The sequence below is a fragment of the Mycobacteroides franklinii genome (genome assembly GCF_002013895.1).
Lineage (GTDB): Bacteria > Actinomycetota > Actinomycetes > Mycobacteriales > Mycobacteriaceae > Mycobacterium > Mycobacterium franklinii.
Genome location: NZ_MAFQ01000001.1, coordinates 414,303 through 429,757, shown reverse-complemented (window position 1 = coordinate 429,757; position 15,455 = coordinate 414,303). Strand labels below are relative to the sequence as shown.

At 60.2% G+C, this 15,455-nt stretch carries 11 protein-coding genes and 3 rRNA genes; 3 read left to right on the top strand and 11 right to left on the bottom strand.

The annotated features are described in order from the left end of the window. Positions 1-22: 22 nt before the first annotated feature. Positions 23-1,201, bottom strand: a complete 1,179-nt coding sequence (locus B4393_RS02340; RefSeq protein ID WP_078332748.1) for an acetyl-CoA C-acetyltransferase — start codon at positions 1,199-1,201, stop codon at positions 23-25. A gap of 60 nt (positions 1,202-1,261) precedes the next feature. On the opposite strand from B4393_RS02340, the gene mce reads away from it, so the two are divergent. After that, entirely contained in the window at positions 1,262-1,735 is a 474-nt protein-coding gene (gene mce / locus B4393_RS02335; protein WP_070935795.1) for a methylmalonyl-CoA epimerase, read from the top strand. Positions 1,736-1,741: 6 nt separating this feature from the next. On the opposite strand, the gene B4393_RS02330 is transcribed toward mce, so the two are convergent. Both B4393_RS02330 and nucS read right to left on the bottom strand, forming a co-directional pair. Further along, positions 1,742-2,050: a hypothetical protein gene (locus B4393_RS02330; RefSeq protein WP_078332747.1), complete on the bottom strand. Its 309-nt coding sequence runs from the start codon at positions 2,048-2,050 to the stop codon at positions 1,742-1,744. A gap of 1 nt (position 2,051) precedes the next feature. Next, a complete protein-coding gene (gene nucS / locus B4393_RS02325) occupies positions 2,052-2,750 on the bottom strand; it encodes an endonuclease NucS (RefSeq protein ID WP_078332746.1) in 699 nt (232 codons plus the stop codon). Positions 2,751-2,786: 36 nt separating this feature from the next. On the opposite strand from nucS, the gene B4393_RS02320 reads away from it, so the two are divergent. Then, a complete protein-coding gene (locus B4393_RS02320) occupies positions 2,787-4,409 on the top strand; it encodes an adenylate/guanylate cyclase domain-containing protein (RefSeq protein ID WP_070935801.1) in 1,623 nt (540 codons plus the stop codon). 5 nt (positions 4,410-4,414) lie between these two features. Here B4393_RS02320 and B4393_RS02315 read toward each other — a convergent pair whose 3' ends face one another. The 5 genes from B4393_RS02315 to murA form a co-directional block, all read right to left on the bottom strand. Then, positions 4,415-5,284 (bottom strand): DUF4436 domain-containing protein, encoded by an 870-nt coding sequence (locus B4393_RS02315; protein WP_078332745.1) that lies wholly within the window; start codon positions 5,282-5,284, stop codon positions 4,415-4,417. A 58-nt stretch (positions 5,285-5,342) separates the two neighbouring features. Next, positions 5,343-5,459, bottom strand: a 5S ribosomal RNA gene (rrf, locus tag B4393_RS02310). A gap of 81 nt (positions 5,460-5,540) precedes the next feature. After that, positions 5,541-8,654 (bottom strand): 23S ribosomal RNA (locus tag B4393_RS02305). 298 nt (positions 8,655-8,952) lie between these two features. After that, positions 8,953-10,468, bottom strand: a 16S ribosomal RNA gene (locus B4393_RS02300). Together the 16S, 23S and 5S rRNA genes form the textbook arrangement of a ribosomal RNA operon. A gap of 734 nt (positions 10,469-11,202) precedes the next feature. Then, positions 11,203-12,456 (bottom strand): UDP-N-acetylglucosamine 1-carboxyvinyltransferase, encoded by a 1,254-nt coding sequence (gene murA / locus B4393_RS02285; protein WP_070935805.1) that lies wholly within the window; start codon positions 12,454-12,456, stop codon positions 11,203-11,205. A gap of 96 nt (positions 12,457-12,552) precedes the next feature. Between murA and B4393_RS02280 the strand changes: the two genes are divergently transcribed. Next, positions 12,553-13,128 (top strand): cob(I)yrinic acid a,c-diamide adenosyltransferase, encoded by a 576-nt coding sequence (locus tag B4393_RS02280; protein ID WP_191987141.1) that lies wholly within the window; start codon positions 12,553-12,555, stop codon positions 13,126-13,128. A 25-nt stretch (positions 13,129-13,153) separates the two neighbouring features. On the opposite strand, the gene B4393_RS02275 is transcribed toward B4393_RS02280, so the two are convergent. From B4393_RS02275 to atpD, 3 genes are read right to left on the bottom strand one after another with little or no spacing between them, the layout of a single operon-like run. Beyond that, a complete protein-coding gene (locus B4393_RS02275) occupies positions 13,154-13,570 on the bottom strand; it encodes a DUF2550 domain-containing protein (RefSeq protein ID WP_070936823.1) in 417 nt (138 codons plus the stop codon). 52 nt (positions 13,571-13,622) lie between these two features. Further along, the gene (locus B4393_RS02270; RefSeq protein WP_070935807.1) at positions 13,623-13,988 is read right to left on the bottom strand and encodes a F0F1 ATP synthase subunit epsilon; all 366 of its coding nucleotides are present in this window, start codon (positions 13,986-13,988) and stop codon (positions 13,623-13,625) included. Between the two features lie 34 nt (positions 13,989-14,022). Continuing rightward, on the bottom strand, positions 14,023-15,453 hold the full coding sequence (atpD, locus tag B4393_RS02265; protein ID WP_064628667.1) for a F0F1 ATP synthase subunit beta: 1,431 nt from the start codon (positions 15,451-15,453) through the stop codon (positions 14,023-14,025). Between the last annotated feature and the right edge of the window lie 2 nt (positions 15,454-15,455).

The following is a 15,455-nucleotide window of genomic DNA, read 5'->3' as shown; positions in this document are numbered from 1 at the left end:
ACCTACTACAGCGCGTCGTAAATCACACCCGCACGATCAGGGCGTCACCCTGACCACCGCCGCCGCACAACGCCGCCACGCCGATGCCGCCGCCGCGGCGCTTGAGCTCCTGCGCCAGATGCAGTGTGATCCGGGCACCCGACATTCCGATGGGGTGGCCGATCGCGATCGCGCCGCCGTTGACGTTGACCTTGGCCGGATCGATGCCCAAGTCCTTGATCGAGGCCAGCCCGACCAGCGCGAAGGCCTCGTTGATCTCGACCAAGTCGAGCTGCTCGGGGGAAATCCCTTCCCGCGCGCAAGCCTTCCGAATGGCGTTGGCCGGCTGCAGCTGCAGGCTGGAGTCGGGGCCGGCGACAACACCGTGCGCGCCGATCTCAGCGAGCCACTCCAGGCCCTCGCGCTCCGCGCGCTCCTTGCTCATCACCACCACGGCGCACGCGCCATCGGAGATCGGCGACGACGACCCCGCGGTGATGGTGCCGTCCTTGCTGAACGCCGGGCGCAGCCCCGCCAGAGAAGCTGCGGTGGTGTCGGCACGAATGCCCTCGTCCTCGGCGAACTCGATCGGATCGCCCTTGCGCTGCGGGATCTGCACCGAGACCACCTCGTCGGCGAAGACGCCGTCCTTCCACGCGCGGGCAGCGTTCTGGTGGGAGCGCGCCGCGAACTCGTCCTGCTCTTCGCGGGTGAACTTGTCGGAGACATTGCGCTGCTCGGTGAGCAAGCCCATCGCCTGGTCGGTGAATGCGTCATGCAGACCGTCAAAAGCCATGTGATCGATGAGTGTCACGTCGCCGTACTTGAACCCGGACCGGCTCTTGGGCAGCAGATGCGGCGCATTGGTCATGGATTCCTGCCCGCCGGCGACCACCACCTCGAACTCCCCGGCCCGAATCAGCTGGTCAGCCAGGGCAATGGCGTCCACACCGGAAAGACACACCTTGTTGATGGTGAGCGCCGGGACGTCCATGCCGATTCCGCCGGCAACCGCGGCCTGACGCGCCGGGATCTGCCCCGCGCCGGCGGTGAGCACCTGGCCCATGATCACGTAGTCGACGGCCGCCGGGGACACCCCGGCCTTCGCCAGGGCGCCCGCAATAGCGACGCCACCAAGTTCGGCACCCGAGAAATCCTTGAGAGAACCCTGGAACCGGCCAACGGGCGTACGCGCTCCAGCAACAATTACAGACGTGCTCATCGGGTCTCCCTAGTACTTCTCGATTGGACGCCGTTTTCTGCAACGCGTTACCGTTGCGTTATGACGACATCGTCTCCTCTTGATGTCCCGTCGATCCTATCGACCGGGCTGGTAACCGCTGTCGACCACGTCGGTGTCGCCGTGCCCGACCTCGATGTCGCCATCGAGTGGTACCACGAGCACCTGGGCATGATCCTGGTGCACGAGGAGATCAACGAGGGTCAGGGTGTCCGCGAGGCCATGCTGTCCTTCCCCGGAGCCGAGCCCGGCAGTACACAGATCCAGCTGATGGCCCCGCTCAACGAGGCCTCGCCCATCGCGAAGTTCCTGAACACCAAGGGCGCCGGACTGCAGCAGCTGGCCTACCGCGTCACCGATATCGATGCGCTGACCGACCAGCTCCGCGCCGCCGGCGTGCGGGTGCTGTACGACGAGCCGCGCATCGGCACCGCGAACTCACGGATCAACTTCCTGCATCCCAAGGACACTGGCGGCGTGCTCATCGAGCTCGTCCAGCCAACGCAGTCGCACTAGCTCTCGTCAGCTCCATCGGCGCGTCGGACCTCGATTCGCGCGGTTGCCCCAGCATGGCGTATGCCAGTGCCGACGGTCATCCATTGCTCTGTCCGGGTTGTCCCCGGCGGGCCACACCACGACATGCGCGACCCCTATCGCAATCTCGTGATCACATCCGGGGCAGCGGTACACCTTGAGGGCGCGTGCTCCGGCGATCCGGCGCACGTGATAGTCGAAACCATCGGTGCCCTGCTCAACCTGGTCGCCCCCGATCGAGAGCGCCGCCGGGGTGTCGCGGTGCGGCGGTTGACGACGCTTTCCGTGTCGGACCATGTCAGAACAATCGGAACTCGTCCGAGTCCATTCCCCGCATTGCGTCGTAATCCAGTGTGAGACAGCGTATCCCGCGGTCCTCGGCAAGTGTGCGGGCCTGTGGCTTGATCTGTTGCGCCGCGAAGACGCCAGCGACCGGCGCCAACGTGGTGTCGCGGTTGAGTAGTTCGAGATAGCGGGTCAGCTGCTCGACACCGTCGATCTCACCGCGGCGCTTGATCTCCACCGCCACCGTCGCACCATCGGCATCGCGGCACAGCAGATCCACCGGACCGATAGGAGTCATGTACTCGCGGCGCACCAGGGTGTATCCGTCGCCCAGCAAGGCGACATGTTCAGCGAGCAACTCCTGTAGATGCGCCTCCACCCCGTCCTTGACGAGCCCGGGATCGACTCCGAGCTCATGCGCGGAATCGTGCTCGATGTTCTCGATGGTGATCCGCAGCTGCTCGCCTGCCTTGTTCTCCACCACCCAGACGGTCGAGGCGCCGGTCTCTCCCGCATCGTCGCCACCCTCGTCTTCAGTCTCGGTGAGCCAGCACGGCGGACTCATCCAGTTGAGCGGCTTGTATGCGCGATCATCGGCGTGCACGCTCACCGAGCCGTCGGCCTTGATGAGCAGCAGCCTCTTGGCAGACGGGAGGTGGGCTGTCAACCGACCAACGTAATTAACAGTGCACTGAGCTACGACGAGACGCACCGGCCCACTGTATAGGGCGTTAGGCTGACGACAACTATGGCCAATATCGGGGCAAAGGATTCGATTCGCGCATTATCGCGGCGAGTGGGCGCGGCGCTCGCCGCCGTCACTGGGCAGACCGGCCGACTCGAGGCCGGCGCCGGCTACGGATCCTGGCTGCTCGGCCGGTATGACGAGAGCACGCTGATCCAGAGAATCCGAATCCAGCTGATCCTCACGGTGTTCGTGGTGGCCGCCAACCTCATCGGGATCGGAGTCGTCCTTCTCCTGGTGATTGTCGCGATCCCAGACCCCAACGTGTTCGACGCGCCGATATGGCTCAACTTCATAGTGGTACCGGTGTACGTCTCCCTGGCCGTGCTCATCGGAGCGATCTGGGGCACGCGACGCATTTTCAAGGCGGTGCGCTGGGCCATAGACGAGCGCACACCGACGAAGGCAGACCAGCGCAACACTTTTGCGGTGCCGTGGCGGCTGACTGTCGTCGAGGCGATCCTGTGGGTAGGAGGAACCGCCCTCTTCACCACGCTCTACGGACTGCAAAATCCTCTCTACATTCCCAAGATCTTCTTCGCCGTCGGATTCAGCGGGATGGTCGTCTGTGCCGCAAACTACCTCTTCACCGAGTTCGCAATGCGCCCCGTCGCCGCACGCGCCCTGGAAGCAGGGCCGCGCAACCGCAGGCTCGCCTCCGGAATCATGGTTCGCACGGTCCTGGCATGGACACTGGGCTCGGGCGTCCCCGCCGCGGGCATCATGCTGACCGCCTTCGGCTCGCTGATCTTCGGTAACTTCACCATCGATCAGCTAGCGGTCGCGGTCATCATTCTTTCGTCCTTCCCGGTCGTGTTCGGCCTCATCCTCATCTGGATCGCATCCTGGATGACTTCTACACCGGTCAAAGAGGTGCAGGCGGCCCTCAAGCGAGTCGAGCAAAATGACCTGGATATCAATCTCGTCGTCTATGACGGCACCGAGCTCGGTGAGCTCCAGGCTGGTTTCAACACCATGGTGGAGGGGCTCCGGGAACGCGAGCGCGTTCGCGACCTCTTTGGCAAGCATGTCGGCCGCGAGGTCGCCGCGGCCGCCGAGCAGCAGAAACCGGAGCTCGGCGGCGAAGAGCGCCATGTCGCAGTGCTATTCGCCGATATCGTCGGATCCACCCGCCTGGCAGCCAGCCGCCCCGCCGTCGAAGTAGTCGCGCTGCTCAACCGGTTCTTCACCGTCGTCGTCGAGGAGATCGACCGATTCGAGGGCATGGTCAACAAGTTCGAGGGCGACGCAACCCTCGCGGTCTTCGGGGCCCCGGTCCGACTGGACCGCCCAGAGAGCCAGGCACTGGCCGCCGCGCGCGCCATCGCCCGCCGCCTCCGTATCGAAGTGCCCGAATGTCAGGCCGGTATCGGCGTGGCCTCGGGACAAGCAGTGGCTGGAAACATCGGCGCCCATGACCGATTCGAGTACACGGTGATCGGCGATCCCGTCAATGAGGCGGCCAGGCTCTGCGAATTGTCCAAGGCTGTACCGGGGCATCTGGTGGCGTCCCTCAACACCGTGTTACGTGCGCACCATCGCGAAGCCTTGCATTGGCGCTCGGGCGATACGGTGACGCTGCGCGGCCGTACCGAGCCCACCGAGCTTGCGGTACCGGTGGCCTGAGCCGCCTAGTCTGACTGCTTCCACCACGCTTCGACATAGAGCACCATCGCCACCACCAGTGCGATAAGCACCCAGAGCACCAAAGCCTGGTCTATCCAGGCGCCCGGAGGCGGAGCGCCGGGCAGGATGTTCCGCAGCGGAACGATCGCGAACAGCATCGTTCCGAACCATGTTGTCAGGGGCGGATGGAATTTCTTCACCCCGCGTACGGTCTCGATCGCGACAATCAGTGCCATCGTCGGCAGGGTGATCAAGACCAGACAGATACCGACATCGAAAGCCAGGGTGCCACGGGCCCGCACCAATCTGACGGTCGTCTGATCCCCCTTGCCCGCCGGCGCCTGCGACGTATCCGTCGACACCCGCCAACCACCCAAACTTCCGATCACTTCGATACGCGCGGGCACAGGACGGCGTCCTTCGCCATTGCCCACCATGACCTCCGCGCGCAGATTTCCCGTCGAGTACTCATCAAACGGCCACGACTGGGCATCGCCCGTCGCAATCAGAGTGTCATCCATAGCCGCCGGCAGCGTGCCCCGCGGAAAATACCGCTCGCCGTAGTCCAGCGAGGAAACCAAGCGAACGGACATGTCGGCATTCAACAAACCGAAGGCATCGAGGGTCGTTTTCGCCGGTAGCACCACCACCTCGGCATCGAGCCGATTGTTTACCGTTCGCAGGTCCTGCAGATCAATGACCACCACGGTCTCGTTGTCGCGAGACAAATCCAGATCGGCCGACGGCGGCCCCGAGTGATGATCCAGTATTCGATAAATCGCGAGGAATCCCACGTAAATGACCAGCACGAGTACCACTGCACCCACCGTGGTGACAGTGGGCTTCAACTTGAAGCGGCCCTTGAACACCTGCAGAAATCTACCGTAGAAATGAAAATGCCCCCCAGTTTCCTGGGGGGCATTTCCAATTTATGTTCGGCGGTGTCCTACTCTTCCGTTCCGTGTTAAGAACAGTACCATCGGCGCTGAGAGGCTTAGCTTCCGGGTTCGGGATGGGACCGGGCGTTTCCCTCTCGCTGTGGCCGCCGTAACTCTTTCGTGTGATTAACACACAAGTTATCTGGTGGTGGAGTGTGATCGTCAAAAGACGAAGAATAGTGGTTGCGGTTTTATTAGTAAGTTTTCGGTCGATTAGTGCCAGTTCCCTGAACGTATTACTACGCTTACAGGTCTGGCCTATTGAACCCATAGTCTGTGGGTGACCTTATCCCTCTAAAAGGGTAAGAAACCTGGTCTTGGAATAGGTTTCCCGCTTAGATGCTTTCAGCGGTTATCCTGTCCGAACGTAGCTATCCAGCCGTGCTCCTGGTGGAACAACTGGTACACCAGAGGTTCGTCCGTCCCGGTCCTCTCGTACTAGGGACAGGTTTCCTCAAGTTTCTGACGCGCGCGGCGGATAGAGACCGAACTGTCTCACGACGTTCTAAACCCAGCTCGCGTGCCGCTTTAATGGGCGAACAGCCCAACCCTTGGGACCTGCTCCAGCCCCAGGATGCGACGAGCCGACATCGAGGTGCCAAACCATCCCGTCGATATGGACTCTTGGGGAAGATCAGCCTGTTATCCCCGGGGTACCTTTTATCCGTTGAGCGACACCCCTTCCACTCAGAGGTGCCGGATCACTAGTCCCGACTTTCGTCCCTGCTCGACTTGTAGGTCTCGCAGTCAAGCTCCCTTGTGCACTTGCACTCAACACCTGATTGCCGTCCAGGTTGAGGGAACCTTTGGGCGCCTCCGTTACATTTTAGGAGGCAACCGCCCCAGTTAAACTACCCACCAGGCACTGTCCCTGGACCGGATATACGGTCCGAGGTTAGAGGTTCAATACGATCAGAGTGGTATTTCAACGATGACTCCACAAACACTGGCGTGCCTACTTCACAGTCTCCCACCTATCCTACACAAACCGAACCAAACGCCAATACCAAGCTATAGTGAAGGTCCCGGGGTCTTTTCGTCCTGCCGCGCGTAACGAGCATCTTTACTCGTAGTGCAATTTCGCCGAGTCTATGGTTGAGACAGTTGAGAAGTCGTTACGCCATTCGTGCAGGTCGGAACTTACCCGACAAGGAATTTCGCTACCTTAGGATGGTTATAGTTACCACCGCCGTTTACTGGGGCTTAAATTCTCCGCTTCACCCAAGGGTTAACGGGTCCTCTTAACCTTCCAGCACCGGGCAGGCGTCAGTCCGTATACATCGTCTTGCGACTTCGCACGGACCTGTGTTTTTAGTAAACAGTCGCTTCTCACTGGTCTCTGCGACCTCGTCCAGCTCGCGGAGCAAGTCCGGTCACCAAGCGAGGTCCCCCTTCTCCCGAAGTTACGGGGGTATTTTGCCGAGTTCCTTAACCATAGTTATCTCGTACGCCTTAGTATTCTCTACCTGACCACCTGTGTTGGTTTGGGGTACGGGCCGTGTGTGAACTCACTAGAGGCTTTTCTTGGCAGCATAGGATCACTGAATTCGCCTCAATCGGCTATGCGTCACCTCTCAGGCTTATGACATCCGGATTTGCCTAGATGTCGCCCTACGGGCTTGCTCCGGTATAACCACTAACCGGTACAGCTACCTTCCTGCGTCACCCCATCGCTTGACTACTACCACCGAAGGTCCCACGCAGCGGGTTCACGTCGCACTCCGAAGAGATTGATCTAGAACCTTTTGGGTGGTTAGTACCGATGATTCATCATGGGCGCGCACACACGGGTACGGGAATATCAACCCGTTGTCCATCGACTACGCCTGTCGGCCTCGCCTTAGGTCCCGACTTACCCTGGGAGGACTAGCCTGGCCCAGGAACCCTTGGTCATTCGGCGGGCAAGTTTCTCACTTGCCTGTCGCTACTCATGCCTGCATTCTCACTCCCGCACCCTCCACTGCTGAATCACTTCGCAGCTTCGCTGGGTGCAGGACGCTCCCCTACCCATCCATGCCACTGCCCCGAAGGGAATGTATTGCATGAATGCCGCGGCTTCGGCGGTGTACTTGAGCCCCGCTACATTGTCGGCGCACAATCACTTGACCAGTGAGCTATTACGCACTCTTTCAAGGGTGGCTGCTTCTAAGCCAACCTCCTGGTTGTCTTCGCGACTGCACATCCTTTTCCACTTAGTACACGCTTAGGGGCCTTAGCCGGCGATCTGGGCTGTTTCCCTCTCGACGTACGGAGCTTCTCCCCCGCCGTCTCACTGCCGCGCTCTAACTTGTTGGCATTCGGAGTTTGGCTGACGTCAGTAACCTAGTAGGGCCCATCGGCCATCCAGTAGCTCTACCTCCAACAAGAAACACGCGACGCTGCACCTAAATGCATTTCGGGGAGAACCAGCTATCACGGAGTTTGATTGGCCTTTCACCCCTACCCACAGCTCATCCCCTCAGTCTTCAACCTAAGTGGGTTCGGGCCTCCACGGCGTCTTACCGCCGCTTCACCCTGGCCATGGGTAGATCACTCCGCTTCGGGTCCAGAACACGCCACTATGGGCGCCCTATTCAGACTCGCTTTCGCTACGGCTACCCCTCACGGGTTAACCTCGCGACGTGTCCCTGACTCGCAGGCTCATTCTTCAAAAGGCACGCCATCACCCCACAAGGAGGCTTTGACGGATTGTAGGCACATGGTTTCAGGTACTATTTCACTCCCCTCCCGGGGTACTTTTCACCATTCCCTCACGGTACTAATCCGCTATCGGTCACTAGAGAGTATTTAGGCTTACCGGGTGGTCCCGGCAGATTCACAGCAGATTCCACGAGCCCGCTGCTACTCGGGATGAAGTACGAGACAGGTGTCGGATTTTCGCGTACCGGACTCTCACCGTCTGCGGCGGGCCGTCCCAGACCACTTCCGCTAATCACGACACTTTTTTACTGTCCGCCGGCCTGGTAGAACCGACAAGTACAACTCCCACAACCCCGCACACACAACCCCTACCAGGTATCACATGCATGCGGTTTAGCCATCTTCCGCTTTCGCTCGCCACTACTCACGGAATCACGGTTGTTTTCTCTTCCTACGGGTACTGAGATGTTTCACTTCCCCGCGTTTCCTCCCAAAGCCTATATATTCAGCAGTGGGTAACACGACATCACTCGTGCTGGGTTTCCCCATTCGGACATCCTCGGATCAAAGCTCGGTTGGCAGCTCCCCGAGGCTTATCGCAGCCTCCTACGTCCTTCTTCGGCTTCTAGTGCCAAGGCATTCACCATGTGCCCTTAAGAACTTAGCTAATAAAATTGCAAAAACCAGCCTCACTCGAAAACGAGCGAGGCTATGTTTAGATGCTCGCAACCACTATCCATAAGTCAAGGACCACACCCCACCACCAAGCAGGGTGACAACACAATGTGTTGCCTCAGGACCCAACAGTGTGCCAGCGTTTCAATTCTTAAGACAGTCCGACGTTTTGCCGACTACCTATCCACGGGGTGGACAGGATTTATAAAACATATTCACCAAGCATGTATCCACTACAGATACTCGCTTTATGTTCCCAGTTCATTCGACTGGGAAATGGTGCTCCTTAGAAAGGAGGTGATCCAGCCGCACCTTCCGGTACGGCTACCTTGTTACGACTTCGTCCCAATCGCCGATCCCACCTTCGACAGCTCCCTCCAAAAGGTTAGGCCACTGGCTTCGGGTGTTACCGACTTTCATGACGTGACGGGCGGTGTGTACAAGGCCCGGGAACGTATTCACCGCAGCGTTGCTGATCTGCGATTACTAGCGACTCCGACTTCATGGGGTCGAGTTGCAGACCCCAATCCGAACTGAGACCAGCTTTAAGGGATTCGCTCCACCTTGCGGCTTCGCAGCCCTCTGTACTGGCCATTGTAGCATGTGTGAAGCCCTGGACATAAGGGGCATGATGACTTGACGTCATCCCCACCTTCCTCCGAGTTGACCCCGGCAGTCTCCTACGAGTCCCCGGCATTACCCGCTGGCAACATAGGACAAGGGTTGCGCTCGTTGCGGGACTTAACCCAACATCTCACGACACGAGCTGACGACAGCCATGCACCACCTGCACGCAGGCCACAAGGGAATACCTATCTCTAGATACGTCCTGCGCATGTCAAACCCAGGTAAGGTTCTTCGCGTTGCATCGAATTAATCCACATGCTCCGCCGCTTGTGCGGGCCCCCGTCAATTCCTTTGAGTTTTAGTCTTGCGACCGTACTCCCCAGGCGGGGTACTTAATGCGTTAGCTACGGCACGGATCCCAAGGAAGGAAACCCACACCTAGTACCCACCGTTTACGGCGTGGACTACCAGGGTATCTAATCCTGTTCGCTACCCACGCTTTCGCTCCTCAGCGTCAGTTACTGCCCAGAGACCCGCCTTCGCCACCGGTGTTCCTCCTGATATCTGCGCATTCCACCGCTACACCAGGAATTCCAGTCTCCCCTGCAGTACTCTAGTCTGCCCGTATCGCCCGCACGCCCACAGTTAAGCTGTGAGTTTTCACGAACAACGCGACAAACCACCTACGAGCTCTTTACGCCCAGTAATTCCGGACAACGCTCGGACCCTACGTATTACCGCGGCTGCTGGCACGTAGTTGGCCGGTCCTTCTTCTGTAGGTACCGTCACTTTCGCTTCGTCCCTACTGAAAGAGGTTTACAACCCGAAGGCCGTCATCCCTCACGCGGCGTCGCTGCATCAGGCTTGCGCCCATTGTGCAATATTCCCCACTGCTGCCTCCCGTAGGAGTCTGGGCCGTATCTCAGTCCCAGTGTGGCCGGTCACCCTCTCAGGCCGGCTACCCGTCGTCGCCTTGGTGGGCCATTACCCCACCAACAAGCTGATAGGCCGCGGGCTCATCCCACACCGCAAAAGCTTTGCACCACTCACCATGAAGTGTGTGGTCCTATCCGGTATTAGACCCAGTTTCCCAGGCTTATCCCAGAGTGCAGGGCAGATCACCCACGTGTTACTCACCCGTTCGCCACTCGAGTACCCCGAAGGGCCTTTCCGTTCGACTTGCATGTGTTAAGCACGCCGCCAGCGTTCGTCCTGAGCCAGGATCAAACTCTCCAAACAAAATTTAATCCCGACAAAACAACTGTCAAAAGAATTGTTATCGACATAAAATGTCTATATAAACACTGACACACTATTGAGTTCTCAAACAACACATTCAATTTGTTGTGGCACCGAATTCCGGAATTTCTTCCCTCATTCTCGCCTCCGCCCTTCCGGGCGGCTCGGAAACCGTATCAAGTTCGTGAACCTGAGTCAAATTCCCGGTTTTGGCTGGTCACCTGCGCACCATCCGATCGCCGACATTCTGGAATTTCTTCCTGAATTCCGACTTTCACTCTTCCGAGTGACTGGGAAACCGTATCAAGTTCGTGAACTCGAAGCAAATTCCCGGTTTTGGCTGGTCACCTGCACACCATCCGATCGCCGACATTCTGGAATTTCTTCCTGAATTCCGACTTTCACTCTTCCGAGTGACTGGGAAACCGTATCAAGTTCGTGAACTCGAAGCAAATTCCCGGTTTTGGCTGGTCACTTGCACACCATCCGATCGCCGACATTTCCGAATTACTTCGTCAATTTCGGCTTTTGCTCTTCATGAACAACCCGAGAGCTAAATCAAATTCAATGAACTTGAGTCGTACTCCGGGTTTTGGCTGGTCAACTGCGCACCAACCTAGAACCGGAATTTTGGAATTGCTTCCTCGTCCCGGCCTCGCTCTTTCAGGGCAACCCCACCACTGTACCAAGTCCGATGGACTTGAGTCAACTTCGGGTTAGGGGCTTGGTCAGCGCTAGCTGACCCGCTCGACTTCGGCACCCAAGCTCTGGAGGTTCTCCACGAACAACGGGTAACCGCGGTCGATATGAAAGACATCGTATACCTCCGTGACGCCATCCGCCACTAGACCCGCCAGCACCAGGCCCGCGCCGGCACGGATGTCCGACGACCAGACCGGAGCACTGGACAGTTGCCGGATACCCCGAACCACCGCATGGTGTCCATCGGTCCGCGCATCTGCCCCCAGCCGCATCATCTCCTCGACAAAGCGGAATCGGGCCTCGAAGACGTTTTCGGTGATCATGGATGTGCCGTCGGCTATCGCGGCAAGGCCAATTGCCATGGGCTGCAAGTCAGTTGGAAATCCTGGGAACGGCAGCGTGGCCACGTTGATCGCTTTGGGACGCTCGTACTGAACGACACGGAAACCGTTGTCGTTCTGCGTGACCGTGGCGCCCGCATCATGCAGTTTGTGCAGCACCAACTGCAGATGCTCGGGATCCACACCCGTGACGGTCACATCGCCGCGCGTCATTGCGGCCGCGAGACCCCAAGTGGCAGCGACGATTCGGTCTCCGATGACGCGATGCTCGGTGGGATGAAGGGTCGGCACGCCGTTCACCGTCAGTGTCGACGTTCCCGCGCCTTCTATCTGCGCACCCATCTGGACCAGCATGGTGCACAGGTCCACCACATCAGGTTCACGCGCCGCGTTGTGGATGGTGGTGACACCATCGGCAAGCACTGCCGCCATCAAGATGTTCTCCGTGGCGCCGACAGAAGGGAATTCAAGCTGAATGTCGGCCCCGTGCAAGGCTTTTGCCTCCGCGACCACGCACCCATGCTCGATGGTGCACTCCGCTCCGAGCTGCCGCAGGCCCGCCTGATGCATGTCGAGAGGCCGCGACCCGATCGCATCTCCGCCCGGTAACGCCACCTTGGCCCGCCGGCATCGGCCCACCAGGGGCCCCAGGACACAGACCGAGGCGCGAAACTGCCTGACCGCCGCGAAGTCGGCGTCGTACTTGGGCTCATCCGGTGAAGTGATCCTGACGACATCACCTTCTAGCTCAACCGTCGCACCCAATCCCCGCAGCACCTCGGCCATGAGTGGCACGTCCAGGATGTCCGGACAGTTGGTGATAGTGCTCGTTCCCTCGGCCAGCAGGGTGGCTGCCATCAGCTTGAGCACACTGTTCTTGGCGCCGGTCACTGCCACGTTGCCTGTCAGCCGGGCGCCGCCGGTCACCAAGAAATGCTCGCTCACGCCCGACAGCGTAGCCGGGTAACGTCACGACGCATGACCGATGAGGCCCCGGTGAGCGGGACGGACCGCCAGCAAGAGCGACCGACATCGAGCGGTGTGCACCTCACTCGCATCTATACCCGCACCGGAGACGACGGAACCACGGGCTTGAGCGACTTCTCCCGTGTACCGAAGAACGACCCGCGGCTCGTCGCCTACGCCGACTGCGACGAGGCCAACGCCGCCATTGGCGCTGCGGTAGTACTTGGAAACCCCAGCCAGGCCATCGGCGCCCTGCTACTCCAGATCCAAAATGACTTGTTCGATGCCGGCGCGGACCTCTCCACCCCCGTTGTACCCGATCCCCCGTATCCACCACTACGGATCACCCAGTCGTATATCGACCGGTTGGAGGGCTGGTGTGACGAGTACAACGAAGCCCTGCCGAAGCTGAATTCCTTTGTACTGCCAGGTGGCACCCCGCTGTCCGCGTTGTTACACGTGGCGCGGACCGTCGCGCGACGGGCCGAGCGCTCAGCCTGGGCGGCGATCGATACCTATCCGGACAGCACCAACGTGCTGACCGCCAAGTATCTGAATCGGCTCTCGGATCTGCTGTTCATCTTGTCGCGGGTGGCCAACGGCGGAAAAGACACACTCTGGAAGCCCGGCGGACCGGCACAGCCCGCGTGACGTCCGCGGCTGGTCACGTTTCCGCTCAGCGGGTGCGGCGTTCCGCCCGCCGTGACGGACGCGACTCCACCCAGGACATGAACGCGGTCAACGCACCGCGATCCAGCGCCATCTCGTAGTCGCGCGCACCGTCGCGCAGCAGCAACACCACGATCTCGGCGGTCATGATGTCGTACTCATCTCCGCGCGGGATCCGGCGGTCGATAATTTCAAGCTCGCGCCGGGACAGCTGGCGATCGGGCCAGAGCCGCACACTGGACAGCCGATAGAACTCGGCTTGAGACTCGCGATACCGCATGACGCCATGGCGCCAGCGGCCCTCCCCCGTTTCCGGCATATCGCGCAAGAGAGCCGCGGTGCCTCCGTTGCGCAACTTGAGCAGACGGAAGCTCAACGCAGCCACCGCCAAAGCGAGGACGGCGATGACCGATATCTCGATCATCGCCGTCACGCTCAAAAGCGGCTTCCTTATGCTTATACGAAGTGGTGTAGTGCTAAACCGTCTGGCCGAGTGCACGCAAGCGCGCGCGTCCCTGCGCCGCGACCCGTGGGTCGTCGGAACCGGAATCGGTCTTGGCCTTGGGCTCGTCGATATCCGCACGAGCCTGCGCGGATTCGACCAGGATGCTCACCTTGGTATCGGTGATCGACAGGAATCCCCCGTCAATCGCCCACCACAGATCGTCACTACCTTCGCGCTCGATCTTCACCGCCGCATCGTCCACCAGCTGCGCCACCAACGGTATGTGGTGCGGCAGGATGCCGATTTCGCCGGAGGTCGTGCGGGTAAAGACGAATGTTGCCTTACCCGACCAGATCTCACGTTCGACGGCGACAATCTCGACGTCAATCTCGGACATTCAATGCACCTCCTTCAGATGGCTAAGTGACGAACTACAGCTTGGCGCCGAGGCTTTCGGCCTTCTTGGCCAGATCGTCCAGGCCACCGATGAGGAAGAACGCCTGCTCGGGCAGGTGATCGAACTCGCCCTTGGTGAGCTTGTCGAACGCCTCGATGGTCTCCTTGAGCGGCACGGTCGAACCCGGCTGACCGGTGAACTGCTCGGCAGCCATCATGTTCTGGCTCAGGAAGCGCTCGATACGACGTGCGCGGCCCACCAGCTGCTTGTCCTCTTCCGACAGCTCGTCGATACCGAGGATGGCGATGATGTCCTGCAGATCCTGGTAGCGCTGCAGGATACGGATGACTTCCTGCGCGACGCGGTAGTGCTCGTCGCCAACCACGGACGGCAACAGAATCGTCGACGACGAAGCCAGCGGGTCCACGGCCGGGAAGATGCCCTTGGAGAACACCGCACGAGAAAGCTCGGTGGTGGCATCCAGGTGCGCGAACGTGGTCGCGGGCGCCGGGTCGGTGTAGTCGTCGGCGGGCACGTAGACGGCCTGCATCGAGGTGATCGAGCGACCACGGGTCGAGGTGATGCGCTCCTGCAGCTCACCCATCTCGTCGGCCAGCGTCGGCTGGTAACCCACGGCAGAAGGCATGCGGCCCAGCAGGGTCGACACCTCGGAACCGGCCTGGGTGAACCGGAAGATGTTGTCGATGAACAGCAGCACGTCCTGGCCCTGCTCGTCGCGGAAGTACTCGGCCATGGTCAGGGCCGAGAGCGCGACGCGCATACGCGTGCCGGGCGGCTCGTCCATCTGGCCGAACACCAAGGCGGTGTCCTTGAGCACGTTGGCATCCGCAAGCTCGACCCACAGGTCGTTACCTTCACGGGTACGCTCACCCACGCCGGCGAACACCGAGGTGCCACCGAAGTTGCGGGCGATGCGGTTGATCATCTCCTGGATCAGAACGGTCTTACCGACACCGGCACCACCGAACAGCGCGATCTTTCCACCACGCACGTACGGGGTCAGCAGGTCGACGACCTTCAGGCCGGTCTCCAGCATCTCGGTGCGCGGCTCGAGCTGATCGAACGCCGGGGGCTTGCGGTGGATTGACCACTTCTCGAAGTCGCTGCCGTAGCCGGGCTCATCGAGGCAGTTGCCCAGGGCGTTGAAGACGTGGCCCTTGACGCCGTCCCCGACGGGCACGGCGATGGTGTTGCCGGTGTTGACGACGTCGACACCACGAACCAGACCATCGGTCGGCTGCATGGACACGGTGCGCACCAGGTTGTCACCCAGGTGCTGTGCGACCTCGAGGGTCAGCGTCTTGGCCATCGCCGCGTAGGTGATCTCGGCGTGGAGGGCGGAGAAGAGCGGCGGCACGGCGTCACGCGGGAACTCCACGTCAACGACCGGGCCGGTAACGCGAACAACTCGCCCGACGGTCTTGTTAGCAGTTGGTGCGGTCATCT

Excerpts from the sequence above, each read along its gene's own strand:
- B4393_RS02330 (WP_078332747.1), bottom strand. The coding sequence starts at position 2,050 with ATGGTCCGACACGGAAAGCGTCGTCAACCGCCGCACCGCGACACCCCG.
- atpD (WP_064628667.1), bottom strand. The coding sequence starts at position 15,453 with ATGACCGCACCAACTGCTAACAAGACCGTCGGGCGAGTTGTTCGCGTT.
- B4393_RS02340 (WP_078332748.1), bottom strand. The coding sequence starts at position 1,201 with ATGAGCACGTCTGTAATTGTTGCTGGAGCGCGTACGCCCGTTGGCCGG.
- B4393_RS02275 (WP_070936823.1), bottom strand. The coding sequence starts at position 13,570 with ATGATCGAGATATCGGTCATCGCCGTCCTCGCTTTGGCGGTGGCTGCG.
- mce (WP_070935795.1), top strand. The coding sequence starts at position 1,262 with ATGACGACATCGTCTCCTCTTGATGTCCCGTCGATCCTATCGACCGGG.
- B4393_RS02270 (WP_070935807.1), bottom strand. The coding sequence starts at position 13,988 with ATGTCCGAGATTGACGTCGAGATTGTCGCCGTCGAACGTGAGATCTGG.
- B4393_RS02320 (WP_070935801.1), top strand. The coding sequence starts at position 2,787 with ATGGCCAATATCGGGGCAAAGGATTCGATTCGCGCATTATCGCGGCGA.